Source organism: Pseudomonas sp. Z4-7, assembly GCF_051131965.1.
In the GTDB taxonomy this organism is placed as follows: domain Bacteria; phylum Pseudomonadota; class Gammaproteobacteria; order Pseudomonadales; family Pseudomonadaceae; genus Aquipseudomonas.
Genome location: NZ_CP071642.1, coordinates 1642379 through 1659008 on the forward strand (window position 1 = coordinate 1642379; position 16630 = coordinate 1659008).

Genomic DNA, 16630 nt, shown 5'->3' on the forward strand with positions numbered 1-16630 from the left:
CCATTGCGCTGCCCGACGTCGGTTTATCGGCCGTTTTCGCCAGGACTGGAGGGCAATTGGCCGGTATGGCGATCAAGTCCGCTCAATGGGAACCGATCGAGCCGATAAAGCGCAGGATCTGCACACCCAGTTCAGCCGCCAGGGGCAGATTGGGGTCTTTATAGGACGCCAGTTGCCGCTTCACGTCGTTGGGCACAATGCGCATCACATGGTTCATGCCCTCGATCAGGGCCAGTTGTGCGTCAGGCTTGGCGGCTTTCAGCTGCCTGGCATCGTCGACGCTGACCTGGATGTCATGGCTGCCCTGGATGATCAGCGCCGGCATCTTCAATGCCGCGAAGGCTTGGGCCGGGTCCTGGCGGAACAACGAGATCAGGTAAGGCTGCACACTGGGACGGAAAATCACCTGCAGCTGCGCAGGAACGTCCGCGTCAGGGCGCCCGGCCTTGAGGCTGTCGAGTAACTCGTTGCTGCGCAACATCAGCGCCGGTGGCAAGCGGCTGCTCAGTTGTTGCCGTAGCACCTGGTCGATCGGCCGTGCACTGCCGGACACCGAAATCACTGCCGCAGCGTTGGCCTGGGGCGCGGCGAGGCTGGCGATCAGCGCGCCTTCGCTGTGGCCCAGCAGGATCAACCGGCCCAGTCGCGGATCGGCGGCGAGCTTGTGGCTCCAGGCCACGGCATCGGCGACGTAAGCCTCGACGCTGAGGTTGCGCTCGTCCGGCGTGGCGGCGAGGCTGGCGGCCACGCCGCGCTTGTCGTAGCGCACGCTGGCGATGTTGTGCCTGGCGAGTACCCAGGCCAGGCGCTTGAGGCTGTCGTTGCGCCCGCCCTCGGGGTTGTTTCCGTCACGATCCGTAGGACCTGACCCGGAAATGATCAGGACAACGGGCACCGGTGTGTCGGACTTGGGCAGCAGCAGCGAGCCGAAAAGTTCACCGTTGCCGGTGTCGAGGCTGATGGGGCGTTGCAGGACGGTGGCCTGGGCCTGGCCGCAAACCAGGCCAGTCAAGAGGGCGAGACTCAAGGCAAACAGTTTTAACATCGTGACGCCATTAGTTGCGAAGGTGCCGGTTGGACTGGCGCGCACCGATAAGGTTCGAGGATGAACTACTCGGGGAGCCTGCGTATACTGGCGCCCATCTCGATTTTTCAGCGATTCCACGGAGCACCCTGCATGTCCGGCAATACCTACGGCAAGCTGTTCACCGTCACCACCGCGGGCGAAAGCCATGGCCCGGCGTTGGTCGCCATTGTCGACGGCTGCCCGCCGGGCCTGGAGATTTCCCTGGAGGACCTGCAGCGTGACCTTGATCGCCGCAAGCCCGGCACCAGCCGCCACACCACCCAGCGCCAGGAAGCCGATGAAGTCGAAATCCTCTCCGGTGTGTTCGAAGGTCGCACCACCGGTTGCGCCATCGGCTTGCTGATTCGCAACACCGACCAGAAGTCCAAGGACTACTCGGCCATCAAGGACCTGTTCCGCCCGGCCCACGCCGACTACACCTACCATCACAAGTACGGCGAGCGCGACTACCGCGGCGGCGGTCGCAGTTCGGCCCGGGAAACCGCCATGCGCGTAGCGGCCGGGGCAATCGCCAAGAAGTACCTGGCTAGCCAGGGCATCATCATCCGTGGCTACATGAGCCAGCTGGGCCCGATCGAAATCCCGTTCAAGACCTGGGATTCGGTGGAGCAGAACGCCTTCTTCAGTCCCGACCCGGACAAAGTACCCGAGCTTGAAGCCTACATGGACCAGTTGCGCCGGGACCAGGATTCGGTCGGCGCGAAAATCACCGTGGTCGCCGAGGGCGTGATGCCTGGCCTGGGCGAGCCGATCTTCGACCGTCTCGACGCCGAACTGGCCCACGCGCTGATGAGCATCAACGCAGTCAAGGGCGTGGAGATCGGCGCCGGTTTCGCCTGTGTCGCCCAGCGTGGCACCGAACACCGTGACGAGTTGACTCCCCAGGGATTTCTGAGCAACAACGCCGGCGGCATCCTTGGCGGCATCTCTTCGGGCCAGCCGATTGTTGCCCACCTGGCGTTGAAGCCGACGTCCAGCATCACCACACCGGGACGCTCGATCGACATCCACGGCGACCCGGTGGACGTCATCACCAAGGGCCGCCACGACCCTTGCGTGGGGATTCGCGCAACGCCGATTGCCGAGGCGATGATGGCGATCGTGCTGATGGACCACCTGTTGCGTCATCGCGGACAGAACGCCGACGTTCGGGTCGGCACACCGGTGTTGGGTCAGCTTTGATGGCTGGCCTGCCGACCGCCGTGGCCTGACGACCATGGCGGCAGTGCCGTACTGGCGGCTTTCCAGCTTCTATCTGTTTTACTTTGCGTTGCTCGGTTCGACCGCGCCGTTCCTGGCGCTGTATTTCGATCACCTCGGGTTCAACGCCGCGCGCATCGGCGAGCTGGTGGCGATTCCCATGCTGATGCGTTGCGTCGCGCCGAACCTCTGGGGCTGGCTGGGTGACTACACCGGCCGGCGCCTGGCAATCGTGCGGTTTGGCGCGATCTGTACGCTGCTCAGTTTCTCACTGATCTTCATCGACAGAAGCTACGCCTGGCTGGCGATGGTCATGGCGCTGCATGCGTTCTTCTGGCACGCAGTGCTGCCGCAATTCGAAGTCATCACCCTGGCCCACTTGAGCGGGCAGGCGGCGCGCTACAGCCAGATCCGCCTGTGGGGCTCCATCGGCTTCATCATCACCGTGGTCGCGCTCGGTCGGTTGTTCGAATGGTTGAGCCTGGACATCTATCCCGTGGCGCTGGCGTTGATCATGGGTGGCATCGTGCTCAGCAGTTTCTGGGTGCCCAACGCCCAGCCCGTTCAGGGGCCGCGGGTGGCCGGGGACGGTTTCCTGCGGCAGTTGCGCAATCCGGGCGTGCTGGCGTTTTATGCCTGCGTTGGCCTGATGCAACTGAGCCATGGGCCGTATTACACCTTCCTGACGTTGCACCTGGAACGCCTGGGCTACAGCCGCGGATTGATCGGCATGCTCTGGGCCGTCGGCGTGGTCGCGGAAGTGCTGGTTTTCCTGCTGATGAGCCGGATCCTGGCGCGGTTTTCCGTGCGCCGGGTGTTGATGGCCAGCTTCCTGCTGGCGGCGCTGCGCTGGTTGCTACTGGGGTCGTTGGCGGAGTTTCTCTGGGTGCTGTTGCTTGCCCAGGTCCTGCACGCGGCGACGTTCGGCAGCTTTCACGCCGCTGCCATCCATTTCGTGCAACGTAGCTTCGGCTCACGCCAGCAAGGTCAGGGGCAGGCGCTATACGCCGCGCTGGCCGGCACCGGCGGGGCGCTGGGCGCACTGTATTCCGGCTACAGCTGGAATGCCCTGGGCGCCGGTTGGACTTTCAACATCGCCAGTCTCGCAGCCTTCGCTGCAGCCGTTATCATTGCCACACGCATGCAAGAGGACAGGCCATGAGCCTTACCCGTGAACAACTCACCCGGGAAATCATCGACGCCGGGCGTTTTCTGTATGGTCGCGGCTGGTCCCCGGCCACCAGCAGCAATTATTCGACCCGGTTGTCTTCCGACCAGGCCCTGCTTACCGTTTCCGGCAAACACAAGGGGCAACTGGGCGTCGACGATGTGCTTGCCACCGACCTGGACGGCAACAGCCTGGAGCCGGGCAAGAAACCGTCTGCCGAAACCCTGTTGCACACGCAGCTGTATCGCTGGCGGCCGCAGATCGGCGCGGTGCTGCACACCCATTCGGTGAATGCCACGGTGCTCTCGCGCCTGACCGGCGCAGCCTTTATCGACTTCGAGGACTACGAGCTGCAAAAGGCCTTCAGCGGAGTCACGACCCATGAGTCCCAGGTTCGCGTGCCGATTTTCGACAACGACCAGGACATCGCGCGCCTCGCCGCCAAGGTTCAGCCCTGGCTCGACGCGCACCCCGATTGCGTCGGTTATCTGATCCGTGGGCACGGCCTGTACACCTGGGGGCCGGGCATGAACGATGCGCTGCGGCAAATCGAGGCGTTCGAGTTCCTGTTTGAATGCGAGCTCAAGACTCGCACAGTCCTGAACCGTTAAATTGCTGGAGCCATGACCATGAGCAGCCTGTCCGTCTATCACGTTTCAAGTCCCGAGATTCCGAACAAGGTCCTGACCCATTTCGAAGACATCGCCGCGACCCTCGCCGAAAAAGGCGTGCGCTTCGATCGTTGGGAAGCCGCGACGAAGATCCAGCCCGGCGCCAGCCAGGAGGAAGTGATTGGCGCCTACCGGACCCAGATCGACAAGCTCATGAGCGAGCGCGGCTACGTCACGGTGGATGTCATCAGCCTCAACAGCGACCACCCGCAAAAAGCCGAACTGCGCGCCAAGTTTCTTGATGAGCACCGTCACGGCGAGGACGAAGTCCGCTTTTTTGTCGCCGGTCGTGGCCTGTTTACCTTGCACATCGACGACTACGTCTACGCGGTACTGTGCGAAAAGAACGACCTGATCTCGGTGCCCGCCGGTACGCCGCATTGGTTCGACATGGGCGAACACCCACATTTCGTCGCCATTCGGCTGTTCAATAATCCGGAGGGCTGGGTCGCCAAGTTCACCGGTGATGAAATTGCCAGCCGTTTCCCGCGCCTGGAGGACTGAGCCCGTGACGATCAAGGCTATCCTCACCGACATCGAAGGCACCACCAGCGCGGTCAGTTTTGTATTCGACGTGCTGTTTCCCTATGCCGCCCGACACCTGCCGGATTTTGTCCGGCACAACGCCGGGCGCGCCGACGTCGCGGAACAACTGGACGCCGTGCGCCGCGACAGTGCCGAGCCGAACGCGGACGTCGAACGGGTCATCGCGATCCTGCTGGGCTGGATTGCCGAAGACCGCAAGGCCACGCCTCTCAAGGCGTTGCAGGGTATGGTCTGGGAGCAGGGATACACGGCCGGCCAGTTGAAAGGGCATGTTTATCCTGACGCGGCGCAGGCGCTCGAAGCCTGGCATCGGCAAGGTTACCGGTTGTTTGTCTATTCCTCAGGGTCGATCCAGGCACAGAAGCTGATTTTCGGCTGTTCCGAGGCTGGCGACCTGTCGCCGTTGTTCAGCGGTTATTTCGACACCACGTCGGGAGCCAAGCGGGATGCGCAGTCGTATCGGCGAATCAGCGAGGCGATGGGGATCGCGCCGCAGGAAATCCTGTTTCTGTCGGATATCGTCGAGGAACTGGACGCGGCCAGAAATGCCGGAATGGCAACCTGTGGATTGGCCCGCGAGGGCGGTGATCTGGCCGGCCACACAACGGTGGAAAGCTTCGCGCAGATCGAACCTTCGCGCTTCTGAACGCCTTCTCGCGGCTAAAAAAATCAGGCCATGGAACCGCTGGGTTCCATGGCCTGTCTTTGTTCAGAGCTTGAAGCTGGTTGCTGTCAGGCGCTGTGATAGGTCGGCAGCGCGAAACGGTGCTGGCTCTGCAGCATCGCGACCGGTGGCAGTTCGCTGGCCTGTTCAGCCAGATCACGGCGAATGGCACTGATCGCCCAGGAGAGTTGATCCCCGGCATGCAGCTGAGCGTAGGAAATCGTACGCTTGAACAGTTTGCCATCGCTGTTACGCAAGGTCAGCAGGATGCCGCCGTCCGGGCGAGGCTGCGTGGTGACTTCGTAGTTGGAAAACAGCGATGCAAACTTCTCTTGAATCATGTTCATAGTTGACTGCTCCATGGTATGGCAAACCGTGGAGGGGTAGTTGCAGTGTCTATGCCAGCATTGGAATACTGAAAAACTCCTTTAAAAACAAGAAGTTAATCTTTTAGGGTTTTTTTGCATTCGTGCATCTTGCATGAACGGCCATCGTGCATCCTGCATTTTGCGGGGATGCTTGATTATTTTTGGAACCAAACCGCATCCTGGCGCTCCCGCTTCGCCTGTTCACCACAGCGGATACAAAACATTGCAAAAACCGCATGTACAGCACCGGAATCGCTGGCGTAATTTCCCTCCAGATTCGCCCAATCCATAACAAGAACCGCGGCCCACAAGGTCGAACGGGGAAGGATCGTCCATGAGTCGTACACCCAGCGACGCTATTACCTGGGGCATGATGCTGCGCAAACTGCCCGTCATTGCCAGAGTTGTTCCCCGAATCATCAAAGGCCTGAAACTCGCCAACGTCCAGGACCCCACCCAGCCTTGCGGCCTTGGTTGGTGTTTCGAACAGGCCACGCAACGCAATCCCCTCGGCCCGGCGCTGCTCTGCGGCGACACGGTGCTGTCTTATGCACAGGTCAATGAACAGGCCAATCGCATTGCCCATTACTTGCTGGCGCAAGGTATTGGCAAGGGCGACTGCGTGGCGATTGTTCTGGAAAACCGCCCGCAGTTGCTGATTACGGTGTTGGCGGTGGCGAAGGTCGGGGCGGTGAGCGCGATGATCAATACATCGCAAACCGGAGACGCCCTGGTGCACAGCCTGGCGCTGGTCGCGCCGGTGGCGGTGGTGGTCGGGGATGAACGGGTCGCGGTCTTCAACGACGTGCGCGGCCGAACGGCGCTGGCGGATGCGCGGACCTGGTGGGTTGCCGACCAGGACAGTGGCGCGGTTCCGTGCGGATTCGTCGACCTGATGGTCGGCAGCGAGGATTACCCAGGCGATAACCCGCTTGGCAGACAGGTGTTTTTCAACGATCCCTGTTTTTATCTCTACACCTCGGGCACCACCGGGTTACCCAAGGCCGGCGTATTCCGCCATGGACGCTGGATGCGCACCTCCACCAGTTTTGGCCTGATCGCCCTGGACATGCAGCCCGATGACGTCGTTTATTGCACGCTGCCGCTGTATCACGCCACCGGCCTGTGTGTTTGCTGGGGTGCGGCAGTTTGCGGTGCCTCGGGGTTCGCCATCCGCCGCAAGTTCAGCGCCAGCCAATTCTGGAGCGACGTGCGTCGCTACCGGGCGACCACGTTGGGTTATGTCGGCGAACTGTGTCGCTACCTGATCGAGCAGCCCGCCAGCGCCGACGACCGGCGGCATGAGGTCCGGAAGATGATCGGCAACGGCTTGCGCCCGGGCGCCTGGCTGGCCTTCAAGACCCGCTTCGGAATTGGCCATATCTGTGAACTGTATGCGGCCAGCGACGGCAATATCGGCTTCACCAACATCCTGAACTTCGATAATACGGTCGGGTTTTCCCTGATGGGTTGGGAACTGGTGCAGTACGACCATGACAGCGGTGCGCCCTTGCGCAACCTGCAAGGGCGCATGCAGAAAGTCCCAAAAGGCGAGCCGGGCCTGCTGCTGGCGCGCATCGACGAAAAGGCGCCGCTGGATGGCTACACCGATCCGGCCAAGACCGAAAAAACCGTCTGCCGAGACGTCTTCGTCCCAGGCGATTGTTATTTCAACACCGGCGACCTGCTGCGCAATATCGGCTTCGGCCACGGGCAGTTCGTTGATCGCCTCGGCGACACCTATCGCTGGAAAGGCGAAAACGTCTCCACCACCGAAGTCGAAAACGTGCTCCTGCAACATCCACAGATCGCCGAGGCGGTGGCCTACGGCGTGGAGATCACCGGCACCAACGGCCGCGCCGGGATGGCCGCGATCACCCCGGCCGAGTCCCTGGCGACCCTGGATTTCAGCGAGCTGCTGCAATTTCTGCAAGGCAAGCTGCCGGCCTACGCGGTGCCGCTGTTCCTGCGGATCAAGGTGAAGATGGAAACGACCGGCACGTTCAAGTATCAGAAAACCCGTCTCAAGGCCGAAGCCTTTGACCCCTGCCTCACGGGCGAGGAACCGATCTACGCCTGGCTCCCCGACACCTCGACCTACGTGCGGGTGGACCGCCAACTGGCGACGCAGATCCAGGGTGGGCAATACCGCTATTGATTGTGGCTATGGCTCTTGCAGAGAAAAAAGGGATGACAGGCTATGAGTCCCTCGGGAAACTAGCGGCTTTGCAAAAGCCAGAGGAAGTTGTCCATGTCCGATACAAGCCGCCAGATGACCCCGGAAGAGGCTGCGGAGTTTGCCGAGCAGGTATTCAACGTCGCTCGTCAGGGCGATGCCGCGATGATGGCCGCGCTGTTGAGCAAGGGCCTGCCGCCAAACCTGCGCAATCACAAGGGCGACACCTTGCTGATGCTGGCCGCGTACCACGGGCACGTGGAGACGGTAAAAGTGCTGCTGGAGAATAAGGCCGATCCGGAAGTCCGCAACGACAACGGCCAGAGCCCGATTGCCGGTGCGGCGTTCAAGGGGGATCTGGCGGTGGTTTCGGCCCTCGTCGATGGCGGCGCGCAAGTCGAAGGCTCATCGTTCGATGGCCGCACGGCGCTGATGATGGCGGCGATGTTCAACCGGGTGGAAATAGTCGATTACCTGATCAGCAAAGGCGCCGACCCGAAGGCCAAGGATGCCAACGGCGTATCGGCGCTGGATGCGGCCAGGACCATGGGCGCGGTGGACACCACGGCGCAGTTGGAAAAGTTGTTGGGCTGAAGCCTGGCTCCCCAGCCACAGGGTTCCTGACTTGACCTGGGGTGATGCGCTATCCTGCGCGCCTGAAAATTCAGCCACAGGATCCGCCCAATGAAAGCCGCACTCGTCGAACTCATCAGCAAAATCAGCTCCGGCTGCCTGGGCGAGGCGGACATCGAGAAAATCGCCGACGAAGCGGCCCAGGCCTACGCCGACCCGGTGACGTTCCTGGCGGCGAACCCGGACATCAACTATGACGACAGCTTCCCGATCCCGCTGGGGGAGTGGGTGGTGGTAGGCAGTCTGCCGGACACCGTGCTGTTCCAGGCCGACTCCTACGTCGACCTGTTCGAGCAGATCGTCGCCTCGTTCGGCCCTGGCGTCGCGTTCAACCTCAAGCCCAAGCAACTGGCGAAGACCGAGGCGCTGACCGCGCTCAATCGTATCCAGATCCAGATGAGCAGCCTGAACAAGGAAAACGGCGGCTACGTGCTGATGAACTTCAGCCAGTTGCTCGACGATGAATTGCAGATGGTGCTGGTGTACGGCAACGACGTGCCGCGTGTGCTGGAACTGTGTGGCGAAGTCGGCATCGCCGCGGCCCCCGCCCTGGAAGCGCTCAAGATCGCGGTTCACGTCTGAAACAATAAACGGAACCCTTGCCCGGACCCCGCTATCCTAAGTGTGCATACCACCATTCGGGAGCGACACCATGGGTTCCACTTTCAACGGCCTGATTGGCCTGATCATCCTGGCGCTCGATATCTGGGCGATCATCAATGTGCTCAAGAGTGGCGCGGGCACCGGGGCGAAAGTCCTGTGGGTGCTGCTGATTCTCCTGCTGCCGGTGTTGGGCCTGATCATCTGGGCGATTGCCGGGCCGCGGGGCAACGTGCGGGTCTGACCGCTCCATGAAAAAAGCCCGACAGGTCCTGGCCTGTCGGGCATTTTTTTGTTCGACGGTATCAGGCCGTCGCCAGCGAAGCCTTCTTCGAAGCACTCAGGAAACGCAACAGGGCCAGCAACGGGAAGGCGCTGCCGACGATCACTACCCACAGCCAGCCGCCATGCTCGTAGACGGCGCTGGCGATGGACGAACCGAAAGCGCCGCCGACAAAGATGCTGGTCATGTACAGCGCGTTCAGGCGGCTGCGGCTTTTTGCGTCAAGGGCGTAGATGGTGCGCTGGCCCAGGACCATGTTCATCTGCACGCAGAAATCCAGGACCACGCCGGTCACCGCTAGGCCGATCACGCTATAAGCGGGATGGATGAACGCCGGCAGGAAACTCAGGCTGGCGAACAGCATGGCCAGCAGCGAAGCAATTCGGGTGTGGCCGGCGTCTGCCAGGCGGCCGGCAATCGGCGCGGCGACGGCACCGATGGCGCCGACCAGCGCAAACAGCGCAATTTCAGTCTGGGACAGGCCATGGTTGCGCGACAGCTCCAGGGGGACGGCGGTCCAGAACAGGCTGAACGTGGCAAACATGCACGCCTGGTACAAAGCCCGCTGGCGCAACTGCGGCTGCTGGCGTAACAGGGTGCCGAGCGAGCCCAGCAGTTGCGGGTAGGAGGCGCGGTGCTCGGGCTGGCGCTTGGGCACGGTGAATGCCAGGACGATGCTGATTGCCGCCATCAACGCGGCGGCGATCATGAACATCGCCCGCCAGCCAAGGTGATCGGCGACGAGGCTGGACACCGGCCGCGCCAGCAGGATCCCCAACAGCAGGCCGCCCATGATCCCACCCACGACCCGTCCCCGGGATTCTTCCGGCGCCAGGTGCGCGGCCAGCGGAATCAGCACTTGCACCGAGACGGAACTGAACCCCACCAGCAATGACACCAGCAGGAACACGTTCGGCTGCTCGGTAAACGCCGCGCCCAGCAGGCTGGCGATTGCCACCACGGTGGTGAGGATCATCAAGCGCCGGTTTTCCAGCAAATCCCCCAGCGGCACCAGGAAAAACAGGCCCAGGGCGTAGCCGATCTGGGTCAGCGAGACGATCAGGCTGGCCATGGTGCTGGACAGGCCGACGTCGGGCGCGATCAGTTCGATGATGGGTTGGGCGTAGTAGATATTGGCAACGATGGCGCCGCAGCAGAAGGCAAACAGCAGGACCATGCCCTGGGTCAGGGCAGCGGGCGAGGCGGGTGAATGAGCACTCATGGCAATCTCATCGATCGATTGAAAGGGATGGCGAGAGGCTAAAGACTTGCAGGGCTCTGGAACAGGGCTTGGGGTTGATAGCAGTCATGCCCGGAATTAATGGTGGTCTTCAGACTCCTGTGGGAGCGAGCTTGCTCGCGATAGCGGTCTTTCTGTATCAGTGATGTTGAATATACAGACGCAATCGCGAGCAAGCTCGCTCCCACAGGTTCTGACTGGTTAGCCGAGCCGGGGCTTATTGCCCGCTATAGATCTGGTCAAAAATCCCACCATCGTTGAAATGGGTCTTCTGCACGGTGCGCCAGTCGCCGAAGGTTTTTTCCACCGAGAGGAAATCCACTTTCGGGAAACGGTCGGTGTATTTGGCCAGCACCGCCGGGTTGCGAGGGCGCAGGTAGTTGGCGGCGGCAATTTCCTGGCCTTCGGGCGACCACAGGTATTTGAGGTACTCCTCGGCAGCGGCGCGGGAACCTTTCTTCTCGACGACTTTATCCACAACGCTAACCGGTGGCTCGGCTTCGGCGGAGACGCTTGGGTAGACCACTTCGAACTGGTCGCGACCGAATTCACGGGCGATCATTTCCGCTTCGTTCTCAAAGGTCACCAGCACATCGCCGATCTGGTTGGTCATGAACGTAGTCGTCGCGGCACGACCGCCGGTATCCAGCACGGGGGCCTGCTTGAACAGCTTGCCGACGAAATCCTTGGCCTTGTTTTCATCGCCGCCATTCTTCAGCACATAACCCCAGGCCGAAAGGTAGGTATAGCGGCCGTTACCCGAGGTTTTCGGGTTGGGCACGATCACTTGCACGCCGTCCTTGAGCAGGTCCGGCCAGTCCTTCAACGCTTTCGGGTTGCCCTTGCGCACGATAAACACGGTGGCCGAGGTGAACGGCGCGCTGTTGTTCGGCAGACGGGTGACCCAGTTATCCGGAACCAGCTTGCCGTTGTCGGCCAAGGCATTGATGTCAGTCGCCATGTTCATGGTGATGACATCCGCCGGCAGCCCATCGATTACCGAACGCGCCTGCTTGCTCGAACCGCCAAAGGACATCTGCACGGTGATGCTTTCGTTGTGCTCGGCCTGCCAGTGTTTCTGGAACGCGGCGTTGTAGTCCTTATAGAAATCCCGCATCACGTCGTAGGAAACGTTGAGCAGAGTCGGGGCGGCGTGGGCCAGGCTGCCGAACGCCAGGCCGGCGGCGAGGAGGGAGGCGCCAAAGAAATTCTTCACTGCGAGGTCCTTTTTATTGGCAAGGGATGCGGGCGATAAGCCAGCACCCTAGCGATTAGCTTATAGGTCATCAAGAATTAAAAAGTGCTTTGCTTATTCCAATTTTTTAAACAGTGCGTTACCGCAACGAGAACAGAATGCAGCGCCATGTTCGTGGTTGTTTTTGCTGCACACCGGGCAATTGTGCTTGAGCTGGTCACCGCGCATGGCGGTGGCGAGTTCCGCAGTGAAGATACCCGTCGGCACGGCGATGATCGAGTAGCCGGTAATCATCACCAGGGACGAAACCACTTGGCCCAGCGGCGTCTTCGGCACGATGTCGCCGAAGCCTACGGTGGTCAATGTCACGATAGCCCAATAGATGCCCTTGGGAATGCTGGTGAAACCATGCTCGGGGCCTTCGATGACATACATCAGGGTGCCAAACACCGTCACCAGCGTCGACACGCTGACCAGGAACACGATGATTTTCTGCTTGCTGCCGCGCAGTGCGGCCAATAGATAGTTGGCCTGCTTGAGGTAGGGGCTGAGCTTGAGGACGCGGAAAATCCGCAGCATGCGGATGATCCGCACGATCAGCAGGTACTGGGCATCGCTGTAGTACAACGCGAGGATGCCCGGCACGATCGCCAGCAGATCCACCAGGCCATAAAAGCTGAACGCATAGCGCAGCGGCTTGGGCGAGCAGTACAGGCGCAGGCCGTATTCAACGATGAAAATCAACGTGAAGCCCCACTCGATGTAGGCCAGCAGGGCCGCGTAGTTCTTGTGCACGCTGTCGATGCTGTCGAGCATCACAATCACCAGGCTCGCAAGGATGATCAACAGCAGCGTGCTGTCGAAGCGCCGGCCGGCCACCGTGTCGGTCTGGAAAATGATCACGTAGAGGCGTTCACGCCAGTTGTTGTTGCTGTCCATAACCTTCGCCTGAACCAATGATCAGCGCAGCCTAGGGTGATTGCCCCGCAGAGCGCAAGGCGCGATGTCGAGACAGGCTGGGTGCCAAAGCCGCGCGGTGGCATGCACCAGCCAGCACGCGAGAATGAAAGGCGCCGTCAGCGGCGCCACGCCCAGCGCCGCGAAACCCGGTGCGAGAAGGACCGCCAGCAGCACGCCCGCCAGCGGCTGCCATGGCCCGCGTGCGTGTTGGCCCAGGGCCAGGGCCGCTAACGCCGGGTTGTAGCCGCCCAGGCCGGACAAGGCGTGCGGGCAATCGTGCAGCCAGGCAAAGGCAAAGCCTGCGACGGAACCGAACAGCGCCCAGCCGACGGCGCGACGGTTGGCGATCAGCAGGCCGATGGTGATCAGCACACCAGCCAGGGGCTGGTCGAGAAACATGACCTGGCCCAGGCCGTTCAGCGGGGCAAGCAACAGGTTGGGGAGTGTCTGCTCCAGTGCAGCGGGCAAGGGCGCAGGCGGGGCGAGACCCAGCAGCAACCAGCCGAGCCCGACAAAAGGCGCGGTGTAGGCGGGCAGGCAGCGTGGGCCTCGGGTGCGCTTGAGCCACTGCTGGGTCAGCATTGCGCTGAGGCCGCCAGCGGCGATGATCAATGGCGGCAACAGGGCTGACCAAGGCAATGCCAGGCTCAGCAGCAAACCCAGCAGGATGGCGTTATAACTGAACAGCCCGGCCTGCCGATCCTCCTTGGCATAACCACGTCGTTGGGCCGTCAGCAATCCGGCCACGCCGCCCAGTAGCGCGCCGCCGAACAACGCTGGCGCGGTGAGCAGAATCGCCAAGAGGCAGAACAGGCCGCACAGGGGATGGCGCTGGAGGAAAATCTGGCTGAAGCCGTTGAGCAGGGCGGTGGCCCAGTCTGGGCAGTGGGAGGATGAAGAATGGTTGGGCATATGGGTCAGGGATAAGGGAACATTGTGGCGAGGGAGCTTGCTCCCGCTCGGTTGCGTAGCGACCGCAAAAAAAGGGGCCGCTACGCGACCCAGCGGGAGCAAGCTCCCTCGCCACGGAAAATCAGATGAGGGTCTCGATGCGCAAGGAGTTGGTCGACCCCGGCTGCCCGAACGGCACGCCGGCGGTAATCAGCAGGGTGTCGCCACGCTGGGCCATGCCCTGGGCCTGGGCGATTTCCAGCGCGGTGGAACACACTTCGTCCACCTGCCGCAGCCGATCGTTGACCACCGAATGCACGCCCCACGCGACGGTCAGGCGACGGGCCGCCTGCAGGTTGGGCGTCAGGTTGAGGATCGGCACCGCCGGCCGTTCCCGCGCCGCCCGCAGGCTGGAGCTGCCCGACTCGCTGTAGTTGACCAGCACCGCCACGGGCAGCACGTTGCTGATCCGGCGGATCGCGCAACTGATGGCGTCCGACACCGTGGCCTCGGCTTTCGGTCGGCTGACGTCGAGTTGTGCCTGGTAGTCCGGGCCGTTTTCCACCTGGCGGATGATCTTGCTCATCATCTGCACGGCTTCGAGGGGATAGTCGCCCGAGGCGGTTTCCGCCGACAGCATCACCGCGTCGGCACCCTCGGCCACGGCGTTGGCGACATCGGTGACTTCGGCGCGGGTCGGCGCCGGGGAGAAGCGCATCGACTCAAGCATCTGTGTCGCCACCACCACCGGTTTGCCGAGGGCGCGGCAGGTGCCGATGATGTTTTTCTGAATCTGCGGCACGCTCTCGGCCGGCACCTCGACGCCCAGGTCACCTCGGGCAACCATGATCGCGTCGCTCAGTTCGGCGATTTCCCGCAGTTGGGCGACGGCCGAGGGCTTCTCGATCTTGGCCATCAGGAACGCCTTGTCGCCAATCAGCGCGCGGGCTTCGCGAATGTCCTCGGCACGCTGCACGAATGACAGCGCCACCCAGTCCACGCCCAGCTCCAGGCCGAAGCTCAGGTCGCGGCGGTCCTTGGCGGTCAGCGGGCTCAGGTCGAGCACGGCCTGGGGCACGTTCACGCCCTTGCGGTCCGACAGTTCGCCACCGTTGAGCACCTCGGTATCAATGGCGTCGGTGTGTCTGGCGGTTACCCGCAGGCGCAGCTTGCCGTCATCGAGCAGCAAGTCCATGCCCGGCTCCAGCGCGGCGATGATTTCCGGGTGGGGCAGGTTGACCCGACGCTGATCGCCTGGCGTCGGGTCCAGGTCCAGACGCAAGGCTTGACCGCGCTGCAACAGCACCTTGCCATCGGCGAACTTGCCGACCCGCAGTTTTGGTCCTTGCAGGTCCATCAGGATGCCCAGCGGGTAATTGAGCTGCTGCTCGACTGCGCGGATCCACTGGTAGCGCTGGGCGTGGTCGGCGTGGTCGCCGTGGCTGAAGTTCAGGCGAAAGATGTTCACTCCGGCCTGCACCAGTTCGCGGATGTCATCGATCCCACGGGTGGCGGGGCCGAGTGTCGCGAGGATCTTGACCTTCTTGTCAGGCGTCATTTTTCGGGTTCTCGAGGATCAGGATGGCGCGAAAATCGTTGACGTTGGTGCGGGTCGGCTCGGTGACGATCAACCCGTCCAGCGCGGCGAAGTAGCCGTAGCCGTTGTTGTTATCCAGTTCATCGCTGGCGTTCAGGCCCAGCTCGGTGGCGCGGCGATAGCTGTCCGGAGTCATGATGGCGCCGGCGTTGTCTTCGGAGCCGTCGATGCCGTCGGTGTCGCCCGCCAGTGCATAGATGCCGGGGTGGCCCTTGAGGCTGTCGGTCAGGCTCAGCAGGAACTCGGCATTGCGCCCGCCACTGCCATTGCCGCGCACGGTGACCGTGGTTTCGCCGCCGGAGAGGATCACGCACGGCGCAGCCAAGGGCTGGCCGTGAAGGGCGATTTGCCGGGCGATGCCGGCGTGGACCTTCGCCACGTCCCGGGATTCGCCTTCCAGGTCACCGAGGATCAATGGGCTGAAACCGGCCTGGCGAGCCTTCACCGCCGCGGCTTCGAGGGATTGCTGAGGACGGGCGATGAGCTGGAAATGACTGCGTGCCAGACTCGGGTCGCCGGGCTTGACGGTCTCCGATTCCGGATTTTGCAGCCACGTGCGCACCGAGGCCGGGATCTCGATGCCGTAGCGCTTGAGAATCGCCAGCGCGTCGGCCGAAGTGCTGGGGTCGGCCACGGTGGGGCCGGAGGCGATGACCGTGGCGAGATCACCGGGCACATCGGAAATCGCGTAGGTGTAGACGGTCGCCGGCCAGCAGGCCTTGCCCAGTCGGCCACCCTTGATCGCCGAGAGGTGCTTGCGCACGCAATTCATCTCGCCAATGGTGGCGCCAGACTTGAGCAGGGCCTTGTTGATCGATTGCTTGTCGGCCAGGGTGATGCCCGCCGCCGGCAAGGCCAGCAACGCCGAGCCCCCGCCGGACAGCAGGAAGATCACCCGGTCGTCTTCGTTGAGGTTGCTGACGAGTTCGAGCACCCGTCCGGCCACTTCCAGGCCAGCGGCGTCCGGTACTGGATGAGCGGCCTCGACCACTTCGATTTTCTCGCAGGGCGCGCCATGGCCGTAGCGGGTTACCACCAGGCCGCTGACTTCTCCGTGCCAGCAGCGCTCGACCACTTGCGCCATGGCCGCGGCGGCCTTGCCGGCGCCGATGACGATCACCCGACCGCTGCGGTCAGCGGGCAGGTACTGTTCGAGGACGTGCTGCGGATGGGCCGCGTCGATGGCCGTGGCAAACAGCTCGCGCAGCAATTGTTGCGGATCGACCGACATGGCGGGCTCCCGATTTTTATTATTGGCTGAGGCGACTCGGTTACCTGTGGGAGCCTGCTCGCGAAGGCGGTCAACCTGCCAATCAAGCGTTGACTGACACACCGCTTCGCGAGCGGGCTC

Annotated in this window: 17 protein-coding genes; 9 read left to right on the top strand and 8 right to left on the bottom strand. The window is 62.4% G+C overall.

Annotation, left to right across the window (positions count from 1 at the left end; genetic code table 11):
- Positions 1-82: 82 nt before the first annotated feature.
- On the bottom strand, positions 83-1045 hold the full coding sequence (locus J3P91_RS07345) for an alpha/beta hydrolase (RefSeq protein ID WP_434603149.1): 963 nt from the start codon (positions 1043-1045) through the stop codon (positions 83-85).
- 132 nt (positions 1046-1177) lie between these two features.
- On the opposite strand from J3P91_RS07345, the gene aroC reads away from it, so the two are divergent.
- From aroC to mtnC, 5 genes are read left to right on the top strand one after another with little or no spacing between them, the layout of a single operon-like run.
- Positions 1178-2269, top strand: a complete 1092-nt coding sequence (gene aroC, locus J3P91_RS07350; protein ID WP_434603151.1) for a chorismate synthase — start codon at positions 1178-1180, stop codon at positions 2267-2269.
- Between the two features lie 34 nt (positions 2270-2303).
- A complete protein-coding gene (locus tag J3P91_RS07355) occupies positions 2304-3449 on the top strand; it encodes an MFS transporter (protein WP_434569430.1) in 1146 nt (381 codons plus the stop codon).
- Entirely contained in the window at positions 3446-4066 is a 621-nt protein-coding gene (locus J3P91_RS07360) for a methylthioribulose 1-phosphate dehydratase (RefSeq protein ID WP_434569429.1), read from the top strand. Before J3P91_RS07355 ends, J3P91_RS07360 begins: the two co-directional genes overlap by 4 nt.
- 18 nt (positions 4067-4084) lie before the next feature.
- A complete protein-coding gene (locus J3P91_RS07365; protein ID WP_434603153.1) occupies positions 4085-4630 on the top strand; it encodes a 1,2-dihydroxy-3-keto-5-methylthiopentene dioxygenase in 546 nt (181 codons plus the stop codon).
- Between the two features lie 4 nt (positions 4631-4634).
- Positions 4635-5318 carry an acireductone synthase gene (gene mtnC / locus J3P91_RS07370; RefSeq protein ID WP_434603155.1) on the top strand — a complete coding sequence of 228 codons (684 nt, stop codon included), beginning with the start codon at positions 4635-4637 and terminating at the stop codon, positions 5316-5318.
- An 86-nt stretch (positions 5319-5404) separates the two neighbouring features.
- Here the strand turns inward: mtnC and J3P91_RS07375 are convergent, their stop codons facing one another.
- Positions 5405-5683: a DUF3509 domain-containing protein gene (locus J3P91_RS07375; protein ID WP_186637286.1), complete on the bottom strand. Its 279-nt coding sequence runs from the start codon at positions 5681-5683 to the stop codon at positions 5405-5407.
- A 355-nt stretch (positions 5684-6038) separates the two neighbouring features.
- Between J3P91_RS07375 and J3P91_RS07380 the strand changes: the two genes are divergently transcribed.
- The 4 genes from J3P91_RS07380 (at position 6039) to J3P91_RS07395 (ending at position 9357) form a co-directional block, all read left to right on the top strand.
- Entirely contained in the window at positions 6039-7862 is a 1824-nt protein-coding gene (locus J3P91_RS07380; protein ID WP_434603157.1) for a long-chain-acyl-CoA synthetase, read from the top strand.
- Positions 7863-7955: 93 nt separating this feature from the next.
- Entirely contained in the window at positions 7956-8474 is a 519-nt protein-coding gene (locus tag J3P91_RS07385; RefSeq protein ID WP_434569426.1) for an ankyrin repeat domain-containing protein, read from the top strand.
- Positions 8475-8564: 90 nt separating this feature from the next.
- Positions 8565-9095, top strand: coding sequence for a hypothetical protein (locus J3P91_RS07390; protein ID WP_434603159.1), 531 nt, complete (start codon positions 8565-8567; stop codon positions 9093-9095).
- 70 nt (positions 9096-9165) lie between these two features.
- On the top strand, positions 9166-9357 hold the full coding sequence (locus J3P91_RS07395) for a PLDc N-terminal domain-containing protein (protein WP_053149901.1): 192 nt from the start codon (positions 9166-9168) through the stop codon (positions 9355-9357).
- 61 nt (positions 9358-9418) lie between these two features.
- On the opposite strand, the gene J3P91_RS07400 is transcribed toward J3P91_RS07395, so the two are convergent.
- The 6 genes from J3P91_RS07400 to J3P91_RS07425 all read right to left on the bottom strand — a co-directional run bounded on the left by J3P91_RS07400 (position 9419) and on the right by J3P91_RS07425 (position 16510).
- Positions 9419-10618 (bottom strand): MFS transporter, encoded by a 1200-nt coding sequence (locus J3P91_RS07400; protein WP_434603161.1) that lies wholly within the window; start codon positions 10616-10618, stop codon positions 9419-9421.
- A 235-nt stretch (positions 10619-10853) separates the two neighbouring features.
- A complete protein-coding gene (locus J3P91_RS07405; protein ID WP_434603163.1) occupies positions 10854-11852 on the bottom strand; it encodes a sulfate ABC transporter substrate-binding protein in 999 nt (332 codons plus the stop codon).
- 93 nt (positions 11853-11945) lie between these two features.
- Entirely contained in the window at positions 11946-12770 is an 825-nt protein-coding gene (locus tag J3P91_RS07410; protein WP_434569422.1) for an ion transporter, read from the bottom strand.
- A gap of 21 nt (positions 12771-12791) precedes the next feature.
- Positions 12792-13703: an urea transporter gene (locus tag J3P91_RS07415; protein ID WP_434603165.1), complete on the bottom strand. Its 912-nt coding sequence runs from the start codon at positions 13701-13703 to the stop codon at positions 12792-12794.
- 121 nt (positions 13704-13824) lie between these two features.
- Positions 13825-15240 (bottom strand): pyruvate kinase, encoded by a 1416-nt coding sequence (gene pyk, locus J3P91_RS07420; protein WP_434603167.1) that lies wholly within the window; start codon positions 15238-15240, stop codon positions 13825-13827.
- Positions 15230-16510: a glycerate kinase type-2 family protein gene (locus J3P91_RS07425; protein ID WP_434603169.1), complete on the bottom strand. Its 1281-nt coding sequence runs from the start codon at positions 16508-16510 to the stop codon at positions 15230-15232. The genes pyk and J3P91_RS07425 overlap by 11 nt, the downstream gene beginning before the upstream one ends.
- Positions 16511-16630: the final 120 nt, after the last annotated feature.